This is a genomic window from Kitasatospora sp. NPDC057904 (genome assembly GCF_042887925.1).
Classification (GTDB): domain Bacteria; phylum Actinomycetota; class Actinomycetes; order Streptomycetales; family Streptomycetaceae; genus Kitasatospora.
In genome coordinates, this window is the sequence record NZ_JBHVOL010000003.1 from 502,797 (window position 1) to 520,366 (window position 17,570).

13 protein-coding genes are annotated in these 17,570 nt (G+C 75.6%); 11 read left to right on the plus strand and 2 right to left on the minus strand.

The window, feature by feature from the left end; genetic code table 11:
* The first annotated feature begins 137 nt into the window (after positions 1-137).
* From ACFVSN_RS11005 to ACFVSN_RS11055, 11 genes are all read left to right on the plus strand, one after another.
* Complete coding sequence (locus tag ACFVSN_RS11005) at positions 138-992, plus strand: SAF domain-containing protein (RefSeq protein WP_387590221.1); 855 nt, start codon at positions 138-140, stop codon at positions 990-992.
* Positions 992-2,443, plus strand: coding sequence for a hypothetical protein (locus tag ACFVSN_RS11010; protein WP_387954586.1), 1,452 nt, complete (start codon positions 992-994; stop codon positions 2,441-2,443). Before ACFVSN_RS11005 ends, ACFVSN_RS11010 begins: the two co-directional genes overlap by 1 nt.
* Complete coding sequence (locus ACFVSN_RS11015; protein ID WP_387954588.1) at positions 2,433-4,112, plus strand: CpaF family protein; 1,680 nt, start codon at positions 2,433-2,435, stop codon at positions 4,110-4,112. The genes ACFVSN_RS11010 and ACFVSN_RS11015 overlap by 11 nt, the downstream gene beginning before the upstream one ends.
* Positions 4,109-5,092 (plus strand): type II secretion system F family protein, encoded by a 984-nt coding sequence (locus ACFVSN_RS11020; RefSeq protein WP_380437909.1) that lies wholly within the window; start codon positions 4,109-4,111, stop codon positions 5,090-5,092. Before ACFVSN_RS11015 ends, ACFVSN_RS11020 begins: the two co-directional genes overlap by 4 nt.
* A complete protein-coding gene (locus tag ACFVSN_RS11025) occupies positions 5,089-5,967 on the plus strand; it encodes a hypothetical protein (RefSeq protein WP_380437911.1) in 879 nt (292 codons plus the stop codon). The genes ACFVSN_RS11020 and ACFVSN_RS11025 overlap by 4 nt, the downstream gene beginning before the upstream one ends.
* Positions 5,968-6,034: 67 nt before the next feature.
* A complete protein-coding gene (locus ACFVSN_RS11030; protein WP_359957841.1) occupies positions 6,035-6,319 on the plus strand; it encodes a hypothetical protein in 285 nt (94 codons plus the stop codon).
* Positions 6,320-6,387: 68 nt separating this feature from the next.
* The gene (locus ACFVSN_RS11035; protein ID WP_387590234.1) at positions 6,388-6,810 is read left to right on the plus strand and encodes a TadE/TadG family type IV pilus assembly protein; all 423 of its coding nucleotides are present in this window, start codon (positions 6,388-6,390) and stop codon (positions 6,808-6,810) included.
* Positions 6,811-6,884: 74 nt separating this feature from the next.
* Positions 6,885-7,286, plus strand: a complete 402-nt coding sequence (locus tag ACFVSN_RS11040) for a TadE/TadG family type IV pilus assembly protein (RefSeq protein WP_380437915.1) — start codon at positions 6,885-6,887, stop codon at positions 7,284-7,286.
* A 283-nt stretch (positions 7,287-7,569) separates the two neighbouring features.
* A complete protein-coding gene (locus tag ACFVSN_RS11045; protein ID WP_387590237.1) occupies positions 7,570-8,055 on the plus strand; it encodes a hypothetical protein in 486 nt (161 codons plus the stop codon).
* On the plus strand, positions 8,055-12,122 hold the full coding sequence (locus ACFVSN_RS11050) for a LysM peptidoglycan-binding domain-containing protein (protein ID WP_387590240.1): 4,068 nt from the start codon (positions 8,055-8,057) through the stop codon (positions 12,120-12,122). Before ACFVSN_RS11045 ends, ACFVSN_RS11050 begins: the two co-directional genes overlap by 1 nt.
* 399 nt (positions 12,123-12,521) lie before the next feature.
* Positions 12,522-14,849, plus strand: a complete 2,328-nt coding sequence (locus tag ACFVSN_RS11055) for a hypothetical protein (RefSeq protein WP_387954590.1) — start codon at positions 12,522-12,524, stop codon at positions 14,847-14,849.
* A gap of 265 nt (positions 14,850-15,114) precedes the next feature.
* On the opposite strand, the gene ACFVSN_RS11060 is transcribed toward ACFVSN_RS11055, so the two are convergent.
* Both ACFVSN_RS11060 and fabG read right to left on the minus strand, forming a co-directional pair.
* A complete protein-coding gene (locus ACFVSN_RS11060) occupies positions 15,115-16,485 on the minus strand; it encodes a S8 family serine peptidase (protein ID WP_380437923.1) in 1,371 nt (456 codons plus the stop codon).
* 284 nt (positions 16,486-16,769) lie between these two features.
* The gene (fabG, locus tag ACFVSN_RS11065; RefSeq protein ID WP_380437925.1) at positions 16,770-17,528 is read right to left on the minus strand and encodes a 3-oxoacyl-ACP reductase FabG; all 759 of its coding nucleotides are present in this window, start codon (positions 17,526-17,528) and stop codon (positions 16,770-16,772) included.
* Positions 17,529-17,570: the final 42 nt, after the last annotated feature.

The following is a 17,570-nucleotide window of genomic DNA, read 5'->3' on the forward strand; positions in this document are numbered from 1 at the left end:
CGACGATCGGCGACCGACGACCGACGACCGACGACCGACGAGCACGACGACACGCGAAAGGCCTCAACCCGGTGGAGAACCGTACGTACGCGACGCCGGGACCCGGCACACCCGCAGGCGCCGCGGTGTCCGTGGCCGTGCCCGAACAGGCACAGGGCCAAGGCGGCGGCAAGGGGACGGGGAAGGGCAAGGGCCGCGCCGCGCCGCACGCGCCCGCCCGCACCCTGCGGGCCCGGCGCCGCCGTCCGGCGGTGCTCGCCATGTCGATCGCGCTGATCGCCGCCGGCGGACTCGGCGGCGCCGTCCTCTACAGCAGCACCGGGCAGCGGGTCGCCGTGCTGGCGCTCGCCCGGGACGTCCCGTACGGGCAGGTGATCACCGACGACGACCTCGTGGTGGCGCGGATCGCCTCCGACCCGGCGCTGCGCCCGGTGTCCGCGCAGGACCGGTCGGGCGCGGTCGGCCTGCGGGCCGCCACCGACCTCAAGCGCGGCGCGATGCTCACCAAGGGCGACCTCGCCCAGTCGCTGGCCGTGCAGCCCGGGCAGATCATCGTCGGCGTGGCGGCCCACCGCAGCCAGCTGCCCGCCTCCCGGCTCCAGCCGGGCATGCAGGTCGTGATCGTCTACACCCCCGACAACGGCCGGGCGGACTCGCTGACCGCGACGGTCATCACGGTCGGGCGCCCGGACACCGACGGCAGCGTCGTGACCGACGTGGCGATCGGCACGGCGGACGGGCCCCGGCTGGCCCAGTGGGTCGCGAGCGGACGGATCCAGGTGCTGCTCGCGCCGCGCGCCGCCGCCGGGGACGCGCCGCCGGCCACCGGGGCGTCCACCCCGGCCCCCTCGACTCCCTCGGCTCCTGCCTCCCCGGCCGCGGGGACACCGGCGCCGGGGACTCCCGCGCCCGGGACCTCCGCCGCCGGGGCGCCGCCCGCGGGCAGCCCGTCGGCCGGGGCGAGCCGCAGCACAGGGGCGGGTGGGGCCTGATGGCGGTGATCGCGGTGGCCGGCGGCCCCGGCGCACCCGGTGCGACCACGTCCGCGCTGGCCCTCCTGCTCGCCTGGCCGCTGGAGCCCGGCCGCCGGGTCGTCCTCGTCGAGGCCGACCCGGACGGCGGCGCCGTGCTCGCGGGCGCCCTGGAGGGGCGCGTCGAAGCGGTGTACGGACTGCGCAACCTGGCCATCGCCGACCGGCGCGGCCTGCTCGCCCAGACGCTCTGGGAACAGCTCGTCGACCTCTCCCCGGACGGCACCGCCGAGCGCCTCCTGCTGCCCGGCCTCACCGACCCGAGCCAGGCGCCCGGCCTCGCCTACACCTGGGAGCCGCTCGCCGACCTGCTGCACGGGCTCGAACAGCAGGGCTACGACGTCATCGTGGACCTCGGCCGCTCCGGCACCACCGGCGCGAGCGCCGTCCTCGCCCGCCGGGCGGACGTCGTCGCGGCCACCGTGCGGACGACCCTGCGCGGGCTGAGCGCGGCCCGGCCCCGGCTGGCCGCGCTCGCCGAGGACCTGGCGACGGCCGGCACCGGGGCGGACGCGCTCGGGCTGCTGCTCGTCGCGGAGGGGCCGTACTCGGGGGCGGAGGTGTCGCGCGAGTTCGGCCTGCCGGTGCTCGGGCTGCTGCCGCACGCGGTGCGCACCGCGCGGGTGCTCTCCGACGGCGGGGACATCACCGACCGGCGGTTCATCCGTTCGGAGCTGATGCGCACGGCGCGGTCGGCGGCGGACGAGGTGCAGCTCGCGGTGCGCCGTCGGCGCCAGCGGCTGGCGCCCGGACAGGCGGTGGCGCACGTGCCGGTCGCGGCGGTGGCGCCGGTGGCGTCGGTCACGGCGGTGGCGTCGATGGCGGGGCCCGTCGCCGCGCCCGCGCGGAGCGCGCAGCCGGGGGCGCCGGTCGGCGTGCCCGCCGGGGCTGCCATGGCGGCGCCGTCGTCGGTGGAGGCGGAGCAACTTCCGTACGCTCAGGCGAGGTTGCAGTCTCCCATGCAGTCGTCCGGCCAGGTGCGGCCGCAGGTAAAGCCGCAGACCCAGGTGCAGTTCCAGGCGCAGCCGCAGCCGGTCGCGCCGGTGATCGTCACCGGCCCGGTGGCGCCGCTCGCCGGGCTCGCGCCGCAGCCGGCCGCACCCGCACCGTTCCCCGGGCAGGGGTCGCAGGCGTACGGCCCGCAGGTGCAGGCCCCGTCGCCGTACGCCCCGCAGGCGCACGGGCAGCAGGCGTACGGACCGCAGGCACACGGGCAGCAGACCTACGAGCAACGGACCTACGAGCAGCAGGCCTACGGCCAACAGCCGCAGCAGCCGTACGTCCAGCAGCAGTCCCAGCCGCAGCAGCAGGTCCCAGAACAGCACGTCCAGGAGCCGGACCCGCACCAGGAGCAGCAGCCCCCGGTGAACGGTCGGCCCCACGGCCCCGGGGAGGTGCTCCGTGCGCGGTAGCCCCCTGCACCAGCGCCCGTCCGCCGATCCGGCCGCGCTCCCGTGGTCGGGCCCGCTGCCCGCGACCGGGCCGGTCCATCCGCAGCCGGTGCCCCAGCCGGCGCCTCAGCCCGTGCCCCAGCCGGTGCCCGGCCAACAGCCGCATCAGCACGCCCAACAGTCACAGCAGCACGCCCAGCAGCCGCCGTACGCCCAGCAGTCCGCGTACGCGGCGGCGCCGGCCGGGCCCACCGCCGTCCCGTCCCAGCTGCCCTCGCTCGACCTGCGCGGCGCCGGGACCCGGCTGGCCGTCGACCCGCAGGTCGCGCGCGAGCTCAAGCGCCAGGTCGCGGCCGAACTGCACCAGCAGATCGCCCGGTTGACCTCCGGCACCGGCGCCGAGCCGGACCGCGCCACCCGCCGCCAGCGCGGCCGGGCGCTCATCGAGGAGGCCGTCGCGCGCTGGTCGGACGCCTACGCGCAGACCCACGGCATCCCGCCCACCCGGGAGCAGGACCGCGCGCTCGCCGAGGCCGTGTTCGACCTGCTGTTCCGCGCCGGGCGGCTCCAGCCCTACCTCGACGACCCGGAGATCGAGAACATCCTGATCAACGGCTGCGACGACGTCTGGGTCTCGCGCGTGCACCAGCCGCTGCGCCAGGTGCCGCCGGTGGCCGACAGCGACGCCGAACTCGTCGAGCTGCTCCAGGACCTGGCCCGCCAGCACGGCGGCGGAGAGCGCAGCCTCTCCACCGCCAGCCCGACCCTCGCCCTGCGCCTGGAGGGCGGCATGCGCCTCCAGGCGCTCACCGAGGTCACGCCCCGCCCGTACGTCGCGATCCGGCGCCACCGGGTGGCCTCCGCGACGCTCCCCGAGATGGTCCGGCTCGGCACCCTGGACAGCACCTTGGCCGCCTTCCTGGCCGCCGCCATCCGGGCCCGGAAGAACGTGATGATCACCGGCACCCAGGGCGTCGGCAAGACCAGCCTGCTGCGCGCCATGGCCGCCGAGATCCCGCCGGACGAGCGGATCGGCACCCTGGAGTCGGAGTTCGAGCTCTGGCTGCACACCCTCGGCCACCTGCGCCAGGTCGTCCCCATGGAGGCCCGCGAGGGCAACGGGGAACGCGTCGAGGGCCGCCTGGCAGGCGAGTTGACGATCGGTGACCTCATCCCGGCCGCGCTGCGGATGACGCTCTCGCGGATCATCGTCGGCGAGGTCCGCTCCGGCGAGGTCGTGCCGATGCTGCGCGTCATGACCAACGGCGAGGGCGGCTCGATGTGCACGCTGCACGCCCGCGGCCCGCACATGGTCGTCGACCGCATCGCCGAACTCTGCCTGGAGTACGGCTCGCACATGACCGACGGCCTCGCCTACCGCCTCACCGCCAACGCGCTGGACCTGATCGTCCACGTCGCCATGGTCGACGAGACGGCCGTCGGCGGGCGCCGGCACCGCTTCGTCTCGCACGTCCTGGAGGTCACCGGCCTCGGCGAGAGCGGCCGGCCCGCGCTGAACACCGTCTTCGGCCCGCGCCCCGAGCTCGGCGAGCCGCGCGCCGTCCCGCACACCCCGCCGCAGTGCCTGGACGACCTGCGCCGGGCCGGCTTCGACGCCTCGCTCCTCGGCTCCCGCTACGGGAGTTGGGCCTCCCAGCTCCAGCTGCGGATCGGCGGTGGCGCCCGATGATGCTGCTCTTCGTGCTGTGCGGGCTGCTGGTCACCGGTGGCGTCGTCGCCCTGGTGGCGTGGGCCCGCGGCAGCGAACCGGCGCCGGAAGCGGACGGCGGCGACGAGCAGGAGAACCCGCTCGCCACCCGGGCCCACACGCTCTGGTACGGCGCCCCCGGCACCGCCCCCGCCCGGATGGTGCGCCTGCGCCGGATCCAGCTGCCGCTCGCGCTGATCGGCGCCGCGCTCGGCTGGCTGTTCACCGGAATCCCGCTGACCGCCCTGCTGGTGCCGCTCGCCGTGTTCGGCCTGCCCTGGCTGTTCGACACCACCCGCTCCGACACCCACCGGATCGAACGCCTCGAAGCGCTCTCCGAGTGGACCCAGCGCATCGCGGACGTGCTGCTGCTCGGCGTCGGCCTCAACCAGGCGATCGTCACCAGCCGCCGCACCGCCCCCGCCGCCCTGGAGGAGGAGATCGGCGAGCTCGCCGCCCGCCTCCAGGCCCGTTGGCGGCCCGAGGAGGCGCTGCGCGCCTTCGCCGACAGCCTCGCCGACGCCACCGCCGACAAGGTGCTCGCCGCGCTCCTCCTGCGGGCCGGCGACAGCGGCCCCGGCCTCGCCCGCGCGCTCGCCGACATGGCCGACTCGGTGCGCGAGGAGGTGCGCCAGCGCCGCGCCATCGAGGCCGACCGCTCCAAGCACCGCACCACGATCCGCTGGCTGGTCGGCATCATCACGCTGGTGATAGTGGTCGGCGCCTTCAACTCCGACTACACCCGCCCGTACACCACCCTCGTCGGGCAGGTCGTGCTCGCCGTCGTCGCCGCTCTGTTCGTCGCCATCATCGCGTGGATGCGCGCGCTCGCCTCCCACCCGCCGGTGCCCCGGCTGCTGGTGGCCGACCGGCGCAGCCGCACCGGCCGCCGCCGCGCCGCGCCCGGTCAGGACGCCCAAGGCGCCGACGAGGCAGCGGAGTTGCTCGGGGAGGCCCGATGATCTCGCCGTGGTCCGTCCTGGCCGGTGCCGCCGCGGCCGGCGGCGTCGCGCTGCTGATCGCCGAACTGCGCCCGGCGCCGCCGGACCTGCGCCAGGCCCTGGACCGGCTGCACCGCGTCCCCGCCGACCGCCCCGAGGACCCGGACGAGCGCCCGCGCTGGTACGACCGGATCGGCGAGCGCTCCGTCGCCGTGCGCGGGGTGCGCGTCCCGCACCGCGAACTCGCCCTGATCGGCCGCACCCCGGCCCGTTTCATGGTGCACAAGCTGCTGTTCGCCGTGATCGGCCTGATGCTGCCCGCCTACCTGGCGGCGGTGTTCGCCGTCGTGGACGTCCAACTGCCCTTCGCCCTGCCGATGGTGGCCGGGCCGCTGCTGGCCGCGCTGCTCTGGTTCGTCCCCGACGCCATCGTCGCCGGCGAGGCCAAGGAGGCGCGCGTCGAGTACCTGCACGGCATCGCCGCCTACCTCGAACTCGTCGCGCTCGAACGGGCCGCCGACTGCGGGCCGGCCGAGGCGCTGCGCCGGGCCGCCTCGGTCGGGCGCGGCACGGTGTTCCTGCGCATCCGCGACGCCCTCGACCGCGCCGCCACCGACCGCATGCCGCCGTGGGCCGGGCTGGACGCGCTGGCCGCCGAACTCGGCCTCACCCCGCTCCAGGACGTCGCCGACATCATGCGCCTGTCCGGCACCGACGGCGCCGCCGTGTACGACACCCTGCGGGCCCGTGCCAAGGGCCTGCGGGGCGAACTGCTCGCCGAGGACCTGGCCCGCGCCAACGCCGACAGCGAGCGGATGGTCGCCCCCGGATCCGCGCTGACCCTGCTGATGACCGTCCTGATCGTCTTCCCCGCCCTCCACCAGATGCTCGCCTGACGTCCGCCCGGCGCCCGCCGGGCGGACGAGCCCGCACCGCACCTCACCTCACCACCGGGAGAACCCGATGACCCACCTGGCCGTCCGGCTCAAATACCTGGCCGGGCTGTTCCTGCGGCCCGTGCTCCTGCCCGTCCAGTTCGCCCTGCTGCTGTTCACCTTCCGGCTCGGCCGGCTGCGCGCCGCCCGGGCCCGCGGCGACCGCGGCGCCATCAGCATCGAACTCGCCCTCGCCATCATCGCGCTGGTGGTCGTCGCCGGCGCCGTCGCGGCCTCGCTGGTGATTCTGCAGAAGAAGGTGTCCACCAAGGTCGAGCAGGACCCGAAGTACCCGGGCGGCGCGGCAACCTGATGATGGGCGACAAGCGCCGTTCGCGCGGCAGCGGCAGCGGCAGCGGCAGCGGGAGTGACCGGGGAGCGATGAGCCTGAGCCTGGCCATCGTCTTCCCGGTGGTCCTGCTGCTCCTGCTGCTGGTCGTGCAGGCCTCGCTGTGGTGGTACGCGCGGCAGGTCGCGCTCACCGCCGCCCGCGAGGGCGCCGAGGCCGGCCGCACGCGGAGCGCGGCGGGCGCGGCGACGAAGGGCGCGCCGGACGACGCGGCGGACCAGGCGGCGAAGGACGCGGCGGCGCGCGCGCAGGCCGAGGACTTCCTGCGGCGGCAGGGCAGCGGCACGTACGAGGTGAGCACCGACGGCAGCACCGCGCAACGGGTGCGGGTCACCGTCCGGCTGACCCCGACGCTGCTGATCCCCGGTCTGTCCGCGCCGCACATCACCCAGTTCGCGGAGGCGCCGCGCGAGCGCTTCGTCCCGCCGGGAGCGGCGCCGGGGGCGGCGCCGTGAGCGGGCGGTCCGGGTCTTCCGCGCGCACGCGGTGGCGTCCGGCCGGGGTGCGGCGACGGCCGGACCGCGGCGGGGTGGCCATCGAGGCGGCGATCATCGCGCCGTACGTGGTCGGGCTGGTCCTGATCGCGATCGCGGCGGGGCGCCTGCAGACCACCTCCGCGACGGTAGAGGCGGCGGCCCGCTCGGCCGCCCGCACGGCCTCGCTCGTCCGCAGCTTCGACGGGATGGCGGAGCCGGCCAAGGAGGCGGCCCGCGACCAGCTGAAGCAGCAGGGCGTCTCCTGCGGCAACCTCTCGGTGACCGTCACCCAGGGGGAACTGGAGCTGCCGGGCGGCGCCGTCGCCACCGTCAAGGTCCGGGTGGTGTGCGACGTCGGGCTGGGCGACCTGCTCGGCGGGCTCTCCGGGGTGCCCGGGACGAAGACCCTGGCCGGCGAGTTCACCTCCGTGGTGGACCGCTACCGGGGCGCGTGACGACAGGTGGGCCGGATCCGGGGATTGGGGACGGCCCGGGCGGGGGAGACGCAAGCGGAGAGCGCCCGGGCGATGACGGAACGGGGCCGGGCGGCGCCCGGTGGGGGCCGGTGGCGTTCGGGGCGGTCGGGGCGGGGCCGGCCGGCTCGGGGGCGAACGGCTTCGGGGCGAACGGCTCGGGGACGAGCGGGGACGAACGGCATTGGGACGAACGGCTCGGGGACGAGCGGGGACGAAGGGCCAGGGGGCGAACAGCGGTGGGGAAGTCCGAGGGGGTGTGAAGGTGCGTGCACGTGAGGGTGCCGGGCCGCACGGCCGGCCGACCGGCCTGCTGCGCCTGCGGCGGCCGCGGCGGCGGTCCGACCGAGGTGCGGTCTCGCTCTTCGTGGCGATCTGCGCCGGCTACCTGGTGTTCGTGATCGCCATCGTCGTCGACGTCGGCGGCCGCCTGCGGGTCGTCGAACGCAACGATGCCTACGCGCAGGAGGCGGCCCGGGTCGGCGGACAGCAGCTCGACCAGGCCCTCGTCCTCCAGGGCAAGGGCATCCAGGTCCAGCACGACTACGCCCTGAAGGCCGTCGACGCCTACCTCGGGCTGTACGGACTCACGGCGGCCGGGGTCACGTTCTCGGCGGACGGCAAGGTCGTCACCGTCACGGTGGTGACGGACTTCCGGCCGGTCCTGCTGGGCTCCCTCGGAGAGCGTCAGGTAACGGGCAGGGGCAGTGCCACCCTCGTCCACGGAGTCGAGAAAGCGGAGACCGACTGATGGCCGCGCCACGTGCAAAGGACCAGGCCCGACCCGCCCCGGACCAGGCCCGGACCACCCGGAGCCACAAGCGGGTCCCGCAGGCCCCCGCCCGGCGGGCGCCGGGCGGGCGCGGGCGCGCCGGGGCCGTGATCACCGCGCTCGCCGCGCTGCTCACCCTGGCCGCCCTGCTGCTGGGCCTGCCCGCCCTCCTGCTCTACGGGACCCAGGCGGTCGCCGCGATGGGCGACGTCGCCCCGGACGGCATCGGCCAGGCGCTCACCGGCCCGGACGACGGGCGGCTGTTCCTGTGGCTGCTGGTCGTCGTCGGCTGGCTGGCCTGGGCCTGCTTCGCGCTCTCCGTCCTGCTGGAGGTCCCGGCCCAGCTGCGCGGGCGGATCGCCCGCCGGATCCCGGCGTTCGGCTGGAGCCAGCGGATGGCCGCCGGGCTGGTCGGCGCGGTGCTCGCGCTGCTGCCGGTGGCCGGTTCGTCCTTCGCCGCCGTCTCCGAGCGGCCCCAGGCCGCCACGGCCACGGCCCAGTTGACGGCCGGCGTGCAGCGCGCCGCCCTGCCGGCGGCGCAGGCCGCGCCCGCCCTCGCGGCCGCCGCCGAGCAGCACCCCAGCTACACCGTGCGCGACAGCCGGCCCGCCGACAGCCTGTGGTCCATCGCCGAGCGGCAACTGGGCTCGGGCGAGCGCTGGGTGGAGATCGCCAGACTCAACGACGGCCGGACGATGGACGGTTCGGGCGTCCGCTTCGACGCCGACCGGCCGATCCAGCCCGGCTGGGAACTCCTCATGCCCGCCGACGCGAAGCCGGACGAGGCCAAGTCGCCCGCCCAGTCGCCTGCTTCCGCCCCCGCGCCGACGCAGCCGGCTTCGCAGGCCCCGCAGACACCCCAAGCGGGCACGGAGGCCACCGGCACCGAGGCCACGGGCGCGGCGGGTGCCCAGGCCGCCGGCGGACACGGGACGGTGACCGTCAAGGAAGGGGACAGCCTCTCCGCCATCGCCCAGCGCGAGTTGGGGGACGGCGACGCCTGGCCGAGGATCTTCGACGCCAACAAGGGCGCCCAGGCCCCGGACGGCGAACGCTTGACCGACCCGGACCAGCTGGTGCCGGGCATGGTGCTCACCGTCCCCGGCGCGGCCACCGCTCCCGCGCCTGCTCCTGCTCCTGCGCCGGCCCCAGCTCCCGCCCCGACGCCCGACCCGGCGCCGGCCCCCGCGCAGCAGACGCCCGCGCCGTCCGCCCCGGCCGGCCAGCCGCCCGCGACGCAGGCTCCCGCGACGCAGGCTCCCGCGCCCGCACCCACCCAGGCCGCGCCGACGCCTGCTCCCTCGCACGCCCCGGGCCACACCCCCGCACCCGCGCCCGCCGCCCACGCCGACCCGGCGCCCAGCGACGACTACACCGTCGCCCTCGCCGCCTCCACCGTCGGCGTCCTGCTCGCCGCCATCATGATCGGCACCGTCGCCCACAAGCGCGGCGGCCAGCTGCGGGCCCGCCGCCCCCGGCACCGCATCACCATGCCCGAGGCCGAGGCCGCCTCCTTCGAGAACGAGCTCAGGGCCCGTCAGGACGACGCCGGCCTCGACCTGCTCGACCGCGCCCTGCGCACCATGGCCCGCAACACCGTCCGCGGCGGTAAGCGCCTGCCCGCGATCATCGCGGCCCGGATCACCCCCGGCCACACCGTCGAGCTCCACCTCTCCGGCCCGGCCGCGCCCATCGCGCCCTTCCGCGCCGCGCACGCCCCCAACGTGTGGTGGTGCAGCCCCGACGCCGGCGACCTCCTCAACGCCACCCAGGCCCGCAAGACCGCCGCCCCCTACCCGGCCCTGGTCACCCTCGGCACCGCGCCGGACGGATCGGTCGTCCTCGCCGACCTGGAGACCGTCCGCCTCCTCCACCTCTCCGGGCACCCCGACGACGCCCGCGACGTCCTGCGCACCCTCGCCATCGAGCTCGCCCACAGCCCGCTTGCCGACCGGCTCCACCTCCACCTCGTCGACCTCGCCGAGGAGGTGCCGATCAGCGGCCCGGCCGCCGAACGCGTCCACCGCCACCCGACCCTCGAAGCCGCGCTCGCCGCCCTCGGCCCGCGCACCGCCAAGGCCCGCGCCACCCTCGTCGCCGCCGAGGCCACCAGCCCGCGCGAGGCCCGCAGCCGCGGGCAGGCCGACGAGTCCTGGACCCCGGAGATCGTCCTCTGCGCCCAGCAGCCCGGCGGCGGCGTCCCCGCCGAACTCGGCCGCCTGCTCGACGCCCGGCCGCGCACCTGCGTCGCCGTGGTCACCCGCGCCCCCGAGCGCGGCACCGGGCCGGTCGCCCGCTGGACCCTCCCGACCACCGGCCAGGCCGCCATCCCCGGCCTGCACCTGACCGTCGAGCTCCAGCGGCTCACCGGCGCCCAGTACGACCAGGTCGCCGAACTGCTCCGGGCCGCCGACGACGCCACCCAGCACCCGGCGCCCGCCTGGACCCTGGACGGCCCCGGGAACGACGACGCCGACGACGGCTTCGGCGACGACTCGGACACGGCCGAACTGCCCGCCGCCGTACCGGTGCTGGCTACGGTCGGCGGCCCGGCCGAGGAGGGCGCGAACGGCGCCGCTGGGGCCGGCGGGGCTGGTGGGGTCGGCGGGGCTGGTGAGGCCAACGGCGTCGGTGGCTCCGGCGCGGGGGCCGGGGCGCGGGCGCTCACCCGGGTCATCGGCACGGGCGCGAGCCCGTTCGCGAGCACCGACCCGGCGGCGCCGACGACCGGGACCGGGCGGCACGCCGTCAACGGGCTCGGGCGCAAGGCGGTGACGGGGCAGGTGTCGCCGGTCCTGCCGCCGGTCCTGCCGCTCGGGCCGGTCACTCCGCTCGGGCCGGTCGTGCCCGCCGTGCCCACCGGGCCTGCGGCTCAGGCCGTGCCGGTCGAGCAGCCTGTCGAGGACGGTGCCGGCGAGGGCAGCGAGGACACCACCCGGGACCTGCGGGTACCGGGGCCGGCCGCCGTCGTGCTGCCGGTCCAGCCGGTCGCGCCGGTCGCGCCGGAGTCCGTGGCCCCGGTGCCCGTAGTCCCGGCACCCGTGGCCCCGGCGCCCGCCGTCGAGCCGGCTGCCGAGCCCGCGCCGACGCACGACCCGGCACCGGCGTCCACCGGCGCGGCCCCGCGGATCCCGGCCCGTCCGGAGCCGGGGACCGGTCCCGCCGCCACCGCCCCGGTCGTGGTCACGGCCGTCGGCACCACGGCCACCGCCACCACGGCCGCCGGTCGCACCGACAGCGACGACCTCCTCGCGATCCTCCGCTCCCCGGAGGCCCACAGCGCCCGCAACGCGCCCCGGATCCGGCTGCTCGGCCCGGTCGACGTGGCAGGCGCCGTCGGCACCGTCGAACCCGGCCACCTGCCCCGGCTCACCGAACTCGCCGCCTACCTCGCGCTGCGCCCGGGCGCCGACCACGCGGCCCTCGACCACGACCTCCACCCGGGCGCGGCCCACCTCGACCCGCACCCCACCACCGCCGACGCCGTGAGCCCGCTGTCCGGCAAGATCGCGGGCCTCGCCGCGTGGCTCGGCGTCACCCCCGAGGGGCGTGCGTTCCTGCCCACCGACACCGCCGACGGCTACTCCTACGCCCCGGCCGTCACGTGCGACTGGGACGAGTTCCGCAGCCTCTACCGGCGCGGCATGCGCAGCACCAGCGCCACGGCGGACGCCGCGCTCGCGCACGCCCTGGCCCTGGTCCGGGGCGCCCCGTTCGCCGAGGCCCCGCCCGCGTCGTACGGGTGGGCCGAGGCCGAGCGCCAGGACATGATCGCCGCCATCGTCGACACCGCCCACGAACTCGCCGCCCGCCGCCTCCAGTACGGCGACCACCGCAGCGCCGAGGCCGCCGTCTTCCGCGGCCTCGCCGTCGCCCCGGACGTCGAGCTGCTGCACCGCGACCTCTTCTACGCGTACGCCTCGGCCGGCGCCCGGGACCAGCTCCTGCGCGCCGTCAACCGCCTCGACGCCCTGAGCCGCCGCACCGGCCGCGACCTGGACGCCGACACGGTCGCCCTCCTCCGCGACCTCCTGGCCGGCTCCTGACCACCGTCCTCCGGCGGTGGGCCCGCCCGCCGCCGGAGGGGGTGTCACGCGGTGCCCGCGCGGGCACAGTTCGATCACCGCGCCGCCGGAATCCGCACACGACGGGGGAGTGCCGTGGCGGTCCCCTGCATCCATCGGCCAATGTGCTTGATCGGAACGGAAGTTGACGGGCGAGGGCCGGGTTCCGGGCCGACCGGCGCGCCGATCGGCGACCCGGCCTGGATCGGGTGCGCCGGGATCTCGTAGGGTGGCCGAAACGGGAGTGGTGCCGCGCACCACGCAGTAAGGGCATCAGACGCCGCACGAGCGGCGGGGTGGGGCGGTGACCAGAAGATGGCGGAGACGACAGCTGTCCCAGGAGGCCCCGAACCGGCAGCGGACGCGGGGCCCCTGGACGCCGTGCCGCCGCCCCCGCGCATCCCGGGCGACGAGCACCCGCCCGGCCCGGCCGCCCTGTACGAGCCGCTGGACGTCCCCGCGTCCGTGCCCGCGCCCACGCCGGGGCCGGCGCCCGTGCCGACGCCTGCGCCGGTACCGGTGATGCCGCCGGCCGCGCCGACCGGATGGACTCTCACCGGCATGCCCGCCGTGGGCGCCCCTGGCCCCGCGCCCGTGCAGGCCCCGGCCCCGGCACCCTCCTTCGCGACGCCGCTGCCGTTCTCGGTGCCCGGCGTCGGCGGCGGACTGGGGGCGGCGCCGCGCGGGCGGATCCTGGTGGTCGAGGGCGGCTACGGCAGTGCCGGCCGCCGCACCTGGGGCCGCGGCGTCCCCGCCCAGGCGACGGTGCTGTCCGCGATGCTCGCCGCCGTCTCGCCCCAGGTACTGCTCGCCGCGGACGCCGTCGACGCCGTCCACCTGCCCGGTGCCAGCGACCCGCACACCGTCCTCGCCCACCTGCGGGCCGCAGCCCGCCACCCCGGGCCGCTCCTCGTCCACCTGGGCGGCCACCTGGTCGCCGACAAGCGCGGCGGGCAGCTCCACCTCACCCTGCGCGACTCCAAGGCCGCGAGCATCCGCCAGGACGGCCTGCCCTGGCAGGCGATCGCCGCCGAGCTGAGCCACCGCCCGGCCGACTGGCAGACCCTGGTCATCGCCGACCTCAGCGCCGACCAGAACGCCTGGCCCCTCCTCCAGACCGGCGGCCCCGGTGCCGCCGCCCCGCTGAGTGACGGCGTCCCGCTGTGGGCCGTCGTCAGCCCGGACCCGGAGCAGATCGGCACCTTCACCCGCGCCCTCATCGAGGCCCTGCACGGCGGCCGCCCGGGCGCGGGCGAGGTCCTCGCGCCCGAACAGCTGCGCCAGCAGGTGTACTCGGTGCTGCGCCCGGACGTGGTCATCGTCGCGACGCACGCTCCGGACCGCCCGGTCTTCCGCAACACAGCCCGCCGCACCGACGGTCCGGTGGCGGACGTGGTGCCTGTGGGCGCTGCGCCGGTTGAGGCCATGCCGGTGGACGCGGTGCCTGTGGACGTGGTGCCGGTGGGCGCTGCGCCGGTTGAGGCCGTGCCGGCCCAGCCGGTGGTTCCGGTCCCTGCTGCGGCCCCCGAAGCCGAGGCCGCCGAAGCCGAGGCCGTCGAGCCCGAGCTCATCGAGCCCGAGGCCGGTGAGCCCGAGGCTTTCGTGTCCGATGCTGTCGCCACAGCGGTCGTCGAGGAGGTCGTCGAAGAGGAGCCCGCTCCCGAGGCCTCGGTCGACGGCCTGGTGAGCCTCCGCAAGGCCGGCGTGCCGCCCACCCCGCGACCGCCCGCGCGCCCGGTCACCCTGCAGAAGCAACTGCCCGACGTCCCGAGGACCATGACGCTCCGCGCGCTCATGCTGACCGACGTTGACGTCGAGGCCGACGCCGAGGCCGTGGCAGTGGCCGACGTTGACACCGAGGACGTCGCTGTCGAGGACGTCACCCCGACGCGGACCCCGACCCCGACTCCGACCCCGACATCGGGCGTGAGGCTCGCGAAGGCCGCGTCGCCCGTTCCGTACGCCGCTCCGGCCGTGGACGAGCCGCAGGACGCCGTCGTCGAGCCGGAGCCGGAGGATGTGGTGGTGCCGGCTCCGGACTTGGAGGAGGAGCTCCAGTCCGAGGCCGAAGTCCCGCTGGAGGAGCCCCGGTTCGAGGAGGACGTTCCGGTGGAGGAGCCCCCTCTGCTCGACGAACCTGCTCCGCTCGAAGAGGCACCCGGGCCCGAGGCCCAGGCCGGGCCCGAGGCGCAGCCCGAGCCCGAGCCCGGGACGTCGGACGAGCCCGCGGATCCGGCCGCAGCGGAGGACCCCGCGTCCGCCGGCCCCGAGCCGCGCGCCGACTACCGCGAGACGCTCGGCCGGATCGTCCGCAGCGCGGACGCGGGTGACCACGCCGCCGCCACGGACCTCGCGTTCGCCCTCGAACTGGAGGCGATCGCCGAGCACGGCGCGGTCTCCGAGCCGGTCCTCCAGGTCCGGCAGGTCCGGGCGCACGTGTGCCGGCTCGCGGGCAAGCCGGCCGAGGCCGCGGACATCTACCGCGAGGTGGCGCTGACCCTGCTCCGCTCGCAGGGCGCGGACCACCCGGAGACCCAGCAGGCGGCCACGAACGCCGAGGCCTGCTGGCGGGCGATCAAGGACCGCACGGAGGCCATCCGCATCGCGCCGGAGATCATCGAACTGCGCGCCTACCTCCCGGGCCCCGAGGGCCGCAAGCTCCGCGCCGCCGAGCGCTACCTCGCCCAGCTGGCGGCACCGGGCAACTGACGGGCGACAGCCGACGGGTGACAGGTAACAGCAAACAGATAACAGATTTCGAAATCTGTTATCTGTTACCTGTTCGCTGTCATCCGTTCGCGCCTCGCGCGCGCACCCCTCCGAACGCCACTGGGCGGGAAGTCGGCCGCCGCCGACTTCCCGCCCAGTGCATGTGCTGTCGCTGTCGCGCAGGTGCCTACCGGAAGTCCCTACCGGAGGTCCCTACCGCGTGCAGCTGCCGTGCTGCGTCCCTGCTGTGACCGATGAAGGTCCGTCACCGGCCCGCGAGGGCGTGGACGAACTTCGTGCCGTCGATGGTGCCGAGGCCGCTGGCGAGGTCGTAGCCCTCGGTCGCGTTGTAGCCGGTGACACCGTTCCAGCCGTTGTCGCCGTCCTTGACGTCCGTGATGCCGCTCCAGTCGCTCGGGAGCAGGCTCAGGCCGTACATGCGCCAGTTGATCTGGCCGAGGCGGTAGCCGGCGGCCTGGTCGGCCAGGGCGACGATGCCCGAGAACAGCGGGGTGGCCTCGCTGGTGCCGCCGGTGAGGTGCCAGCCGACCGCGGTCGGGTCGTACGACTCGTACGTCCAGGCGGCGCCGTCGACGGCCGCGCTCATGCTGATGTCCGGGGTGCCGCGGTGGTTGCCGGTGACGTTGGCGACGCCGGCCTGGTACCACGGGCGCTCGAAGATGCCGGAGACGCCACCGCCGCCGGCGCCGGACTTGTCGTGCCACACCTTGTCGGCCGCGGTGCGGTTGCCGTTGTCGTCCAGGGTCAGCTGGGTGCCGCCGACCGAGGTGACCAGCGGGTCCGAGGACGGCCACGAGTTGACCTTGTACGGGTACAGGTCGGTGCCGTTGGTCTGCGCGTCGGTGGCGCCGTTGTCGCCGGAGGCGGCGAGCACGGTGACGTTGTGGGCCGCGGCGGACTTGAACGCGTAGCGCAGGTCGGTCAGGGACTTGAAGTCGCCCTTGTCGTAACCCGGGAACGTGTTCTCGGTGGCGCCGAAGCTCTGCGAGATGACGTCGCCGACGCCCTTCTTGATGAGGTCCTTCTCGGCGTCCATCATCTCGGGCAGGCCGGTGGTGCCCTCGGTCTCGGCGACACCGGTCTCGACCAGGACGATGTGGGCGTCGGGGGCCATCGCGTGGGCGTACTCGACGTCCAGGGTGGTCTCGCCGGCCCAGCCGGTGTGGTCGGGGTTCTTCGGGTCGAAGACGGGGACGTTGCCCCACTTGACGACCTCGACGTTGGTGTCCTTGATGCCCCACTGCTTGTCGAAGACCTCCAGGTCGTGCTGGATGGTCGGCGAGCCGAAGGAGTCGACGATGACGATCGTGCGGCCCTTGCCGGTGATGCCCTCCTGGTACAGCGGGCCCAGGTTGTAGGCCTTCTGGTACTGGAGCGGCGAGTAGCAGTGGATGCCGATCTGGCTGACGCACTGGGTGGTGGTCAGCGGGGCCGGGCGGGTCGTGGCGAGGTGGTGTCCGGCCGAGGCGGGCTGGACGTGGACGCCGGCCAGGTTGTGCGAGGGCGCTGCGACGGCAGCGCCGACCGCCGGGACGGAGACGGTGCCGGCCGTGACGGCGGTCGCTCCTACGGCGAGCAGAGCCAGGGCGCGACGGAGGGTAGCGGGGCTGCCCATGGGACTCCTTGGGGGACGCAGGGCCCGACCTTGGTCCGGTCGGGTCGGTCCGGCCATCCCATCGATTGCCACATGATCATGCCATAGTCATTTTGTGGGGTGGTGTTACGAACGGCATGGTCATGTTCGGCCACGCGAAAAGGTAAAGGCCGTCCCAGGGGAAAGTAACTCCGCTGCTGGGACGGCCCGTTGACTACACGTCGGGAAGCCTCGCCGATTTCACAGTTTTCACCGTGTTGGCCAACTTTACCAAGTTCATCGGCGCGGGGTAAGCCTTCGTCGGGTCAGCGTGCCCCGCCGTTGACGTACAGGGTCTGCCCGCTGACGTACGAGGCGTCCTCGCTCGCGAGGAACACGACCACCGAGGCGATCTCCTCCGGCTGCCCGACCCGCCGCAGCGGGGTCCTGGCGGACACCTCGGCCTGGTGCTCCTCGGCCGAGCTGCCGACCCGCTCCGCGGTTGCGGCGGTCATCGCGGTGGCGACGTAGCCGGGCGCGACGGCGTTGACGTTGATGTTGAACGGGCCCAGCTCGATGGCCAGGGTCGCGGTCAGCCCCTGGATGCCGGCCTTGGCTGCGGCGTAGTTGGCCTGGCCGCGGTTGCCGAGCGCCGAGCGCGAGCTGAGCGAGACGATCTTGCCGAACTTCTGTGCCACCATGTACTTCTGCGCGACGTGGCTGCAGTTGTAGGCGCTGGTCAGGTTGACCGTCAGCACCGCGTCCCAGTCGGCCTTCGGCATCTTGAAGAACAGGTTGTCCCGGGTGATCCCGGCGTTGTTGACCAGGATGTGCACGCCGCCGAGGTCGGCGGCGACCCGGGCGAACACCGCCTCGACGGCGTCGTAGTCGGCCACGTCGCAGCCGTACGCCCGTGCCGTGCCGCCCTTGGCGGTGATCTCGGCGACCGTCCCGGCCGCGCGCTCGGCCGTGAGGTCGACGACGGCGACCGCCGCGCCCTCCTCGGCCAGCCGGCGGGCCGTCGCCGCGCCGATGCCCTGCGCCGCACCGGTGACCACGGCGACCTTTCCTGCGAAACGCGACACTTCGTACTCCCTGGGGGGTGGGTCCTGAGGGTGGATATGTAG

Excerpts from the sequence above, each read along its gene's own strand:
- ACFVSN_RS11010 (WP_387954586.1), top strand. The coding sequence starts at position 992 with ATGGCGGTGATCGCGGTGGCCGGCGGCCCCGGCGCACCCGGTGCGACC.
- ACFVSN_RS11020 (WP_380437909.1), top strand. The coding sequence starts at position 4,109 with ATGATGCTGCTCTTCGTGCTGTGCGGGCTGCTGGTCACCGGTGGCGTC.
- ACFVSN_RS11025 (WP_380437911.1), top strand. The coding sequence starts at position 5,089 with ATGATCTCGCCGTGGTCCGTCCTGGCCGGTGCCGCCGCGGCCGGCGGC.
- ACFVSN_RS11030 (WP_359957841.1), top strand. The coding sequence starts at position 6,035 with ATGACCCACCTGGCCGTCCGGCTCAAATACCTGGCCGGGCTGTTCCTG.
- ACFVSN_RS11035 (WP_387590234.1), top strand. The coding sequence starts at position 6,388 with ATGAGCCTGAGCCTGGCCATCGTCTTCCCGGTGGTCCTGCTGCTCCTG.
- ACFVSN_RS11050 (WP_387590240.1), top strand. The coding sequence starts at position 8,055 with ATGGCCGCGCCACGTGCAAAGGACCAGGCCCGACCCGCCCCGGACCAG.
- ACFVSN_RS11060 (WP_380437923.1), bottom strand. The coding sequence starts at position 16,485 with ATGGGCAGCCCCGCTACCCTCCGTCGCGCCCTGGCTCTGCTCGCCGTA.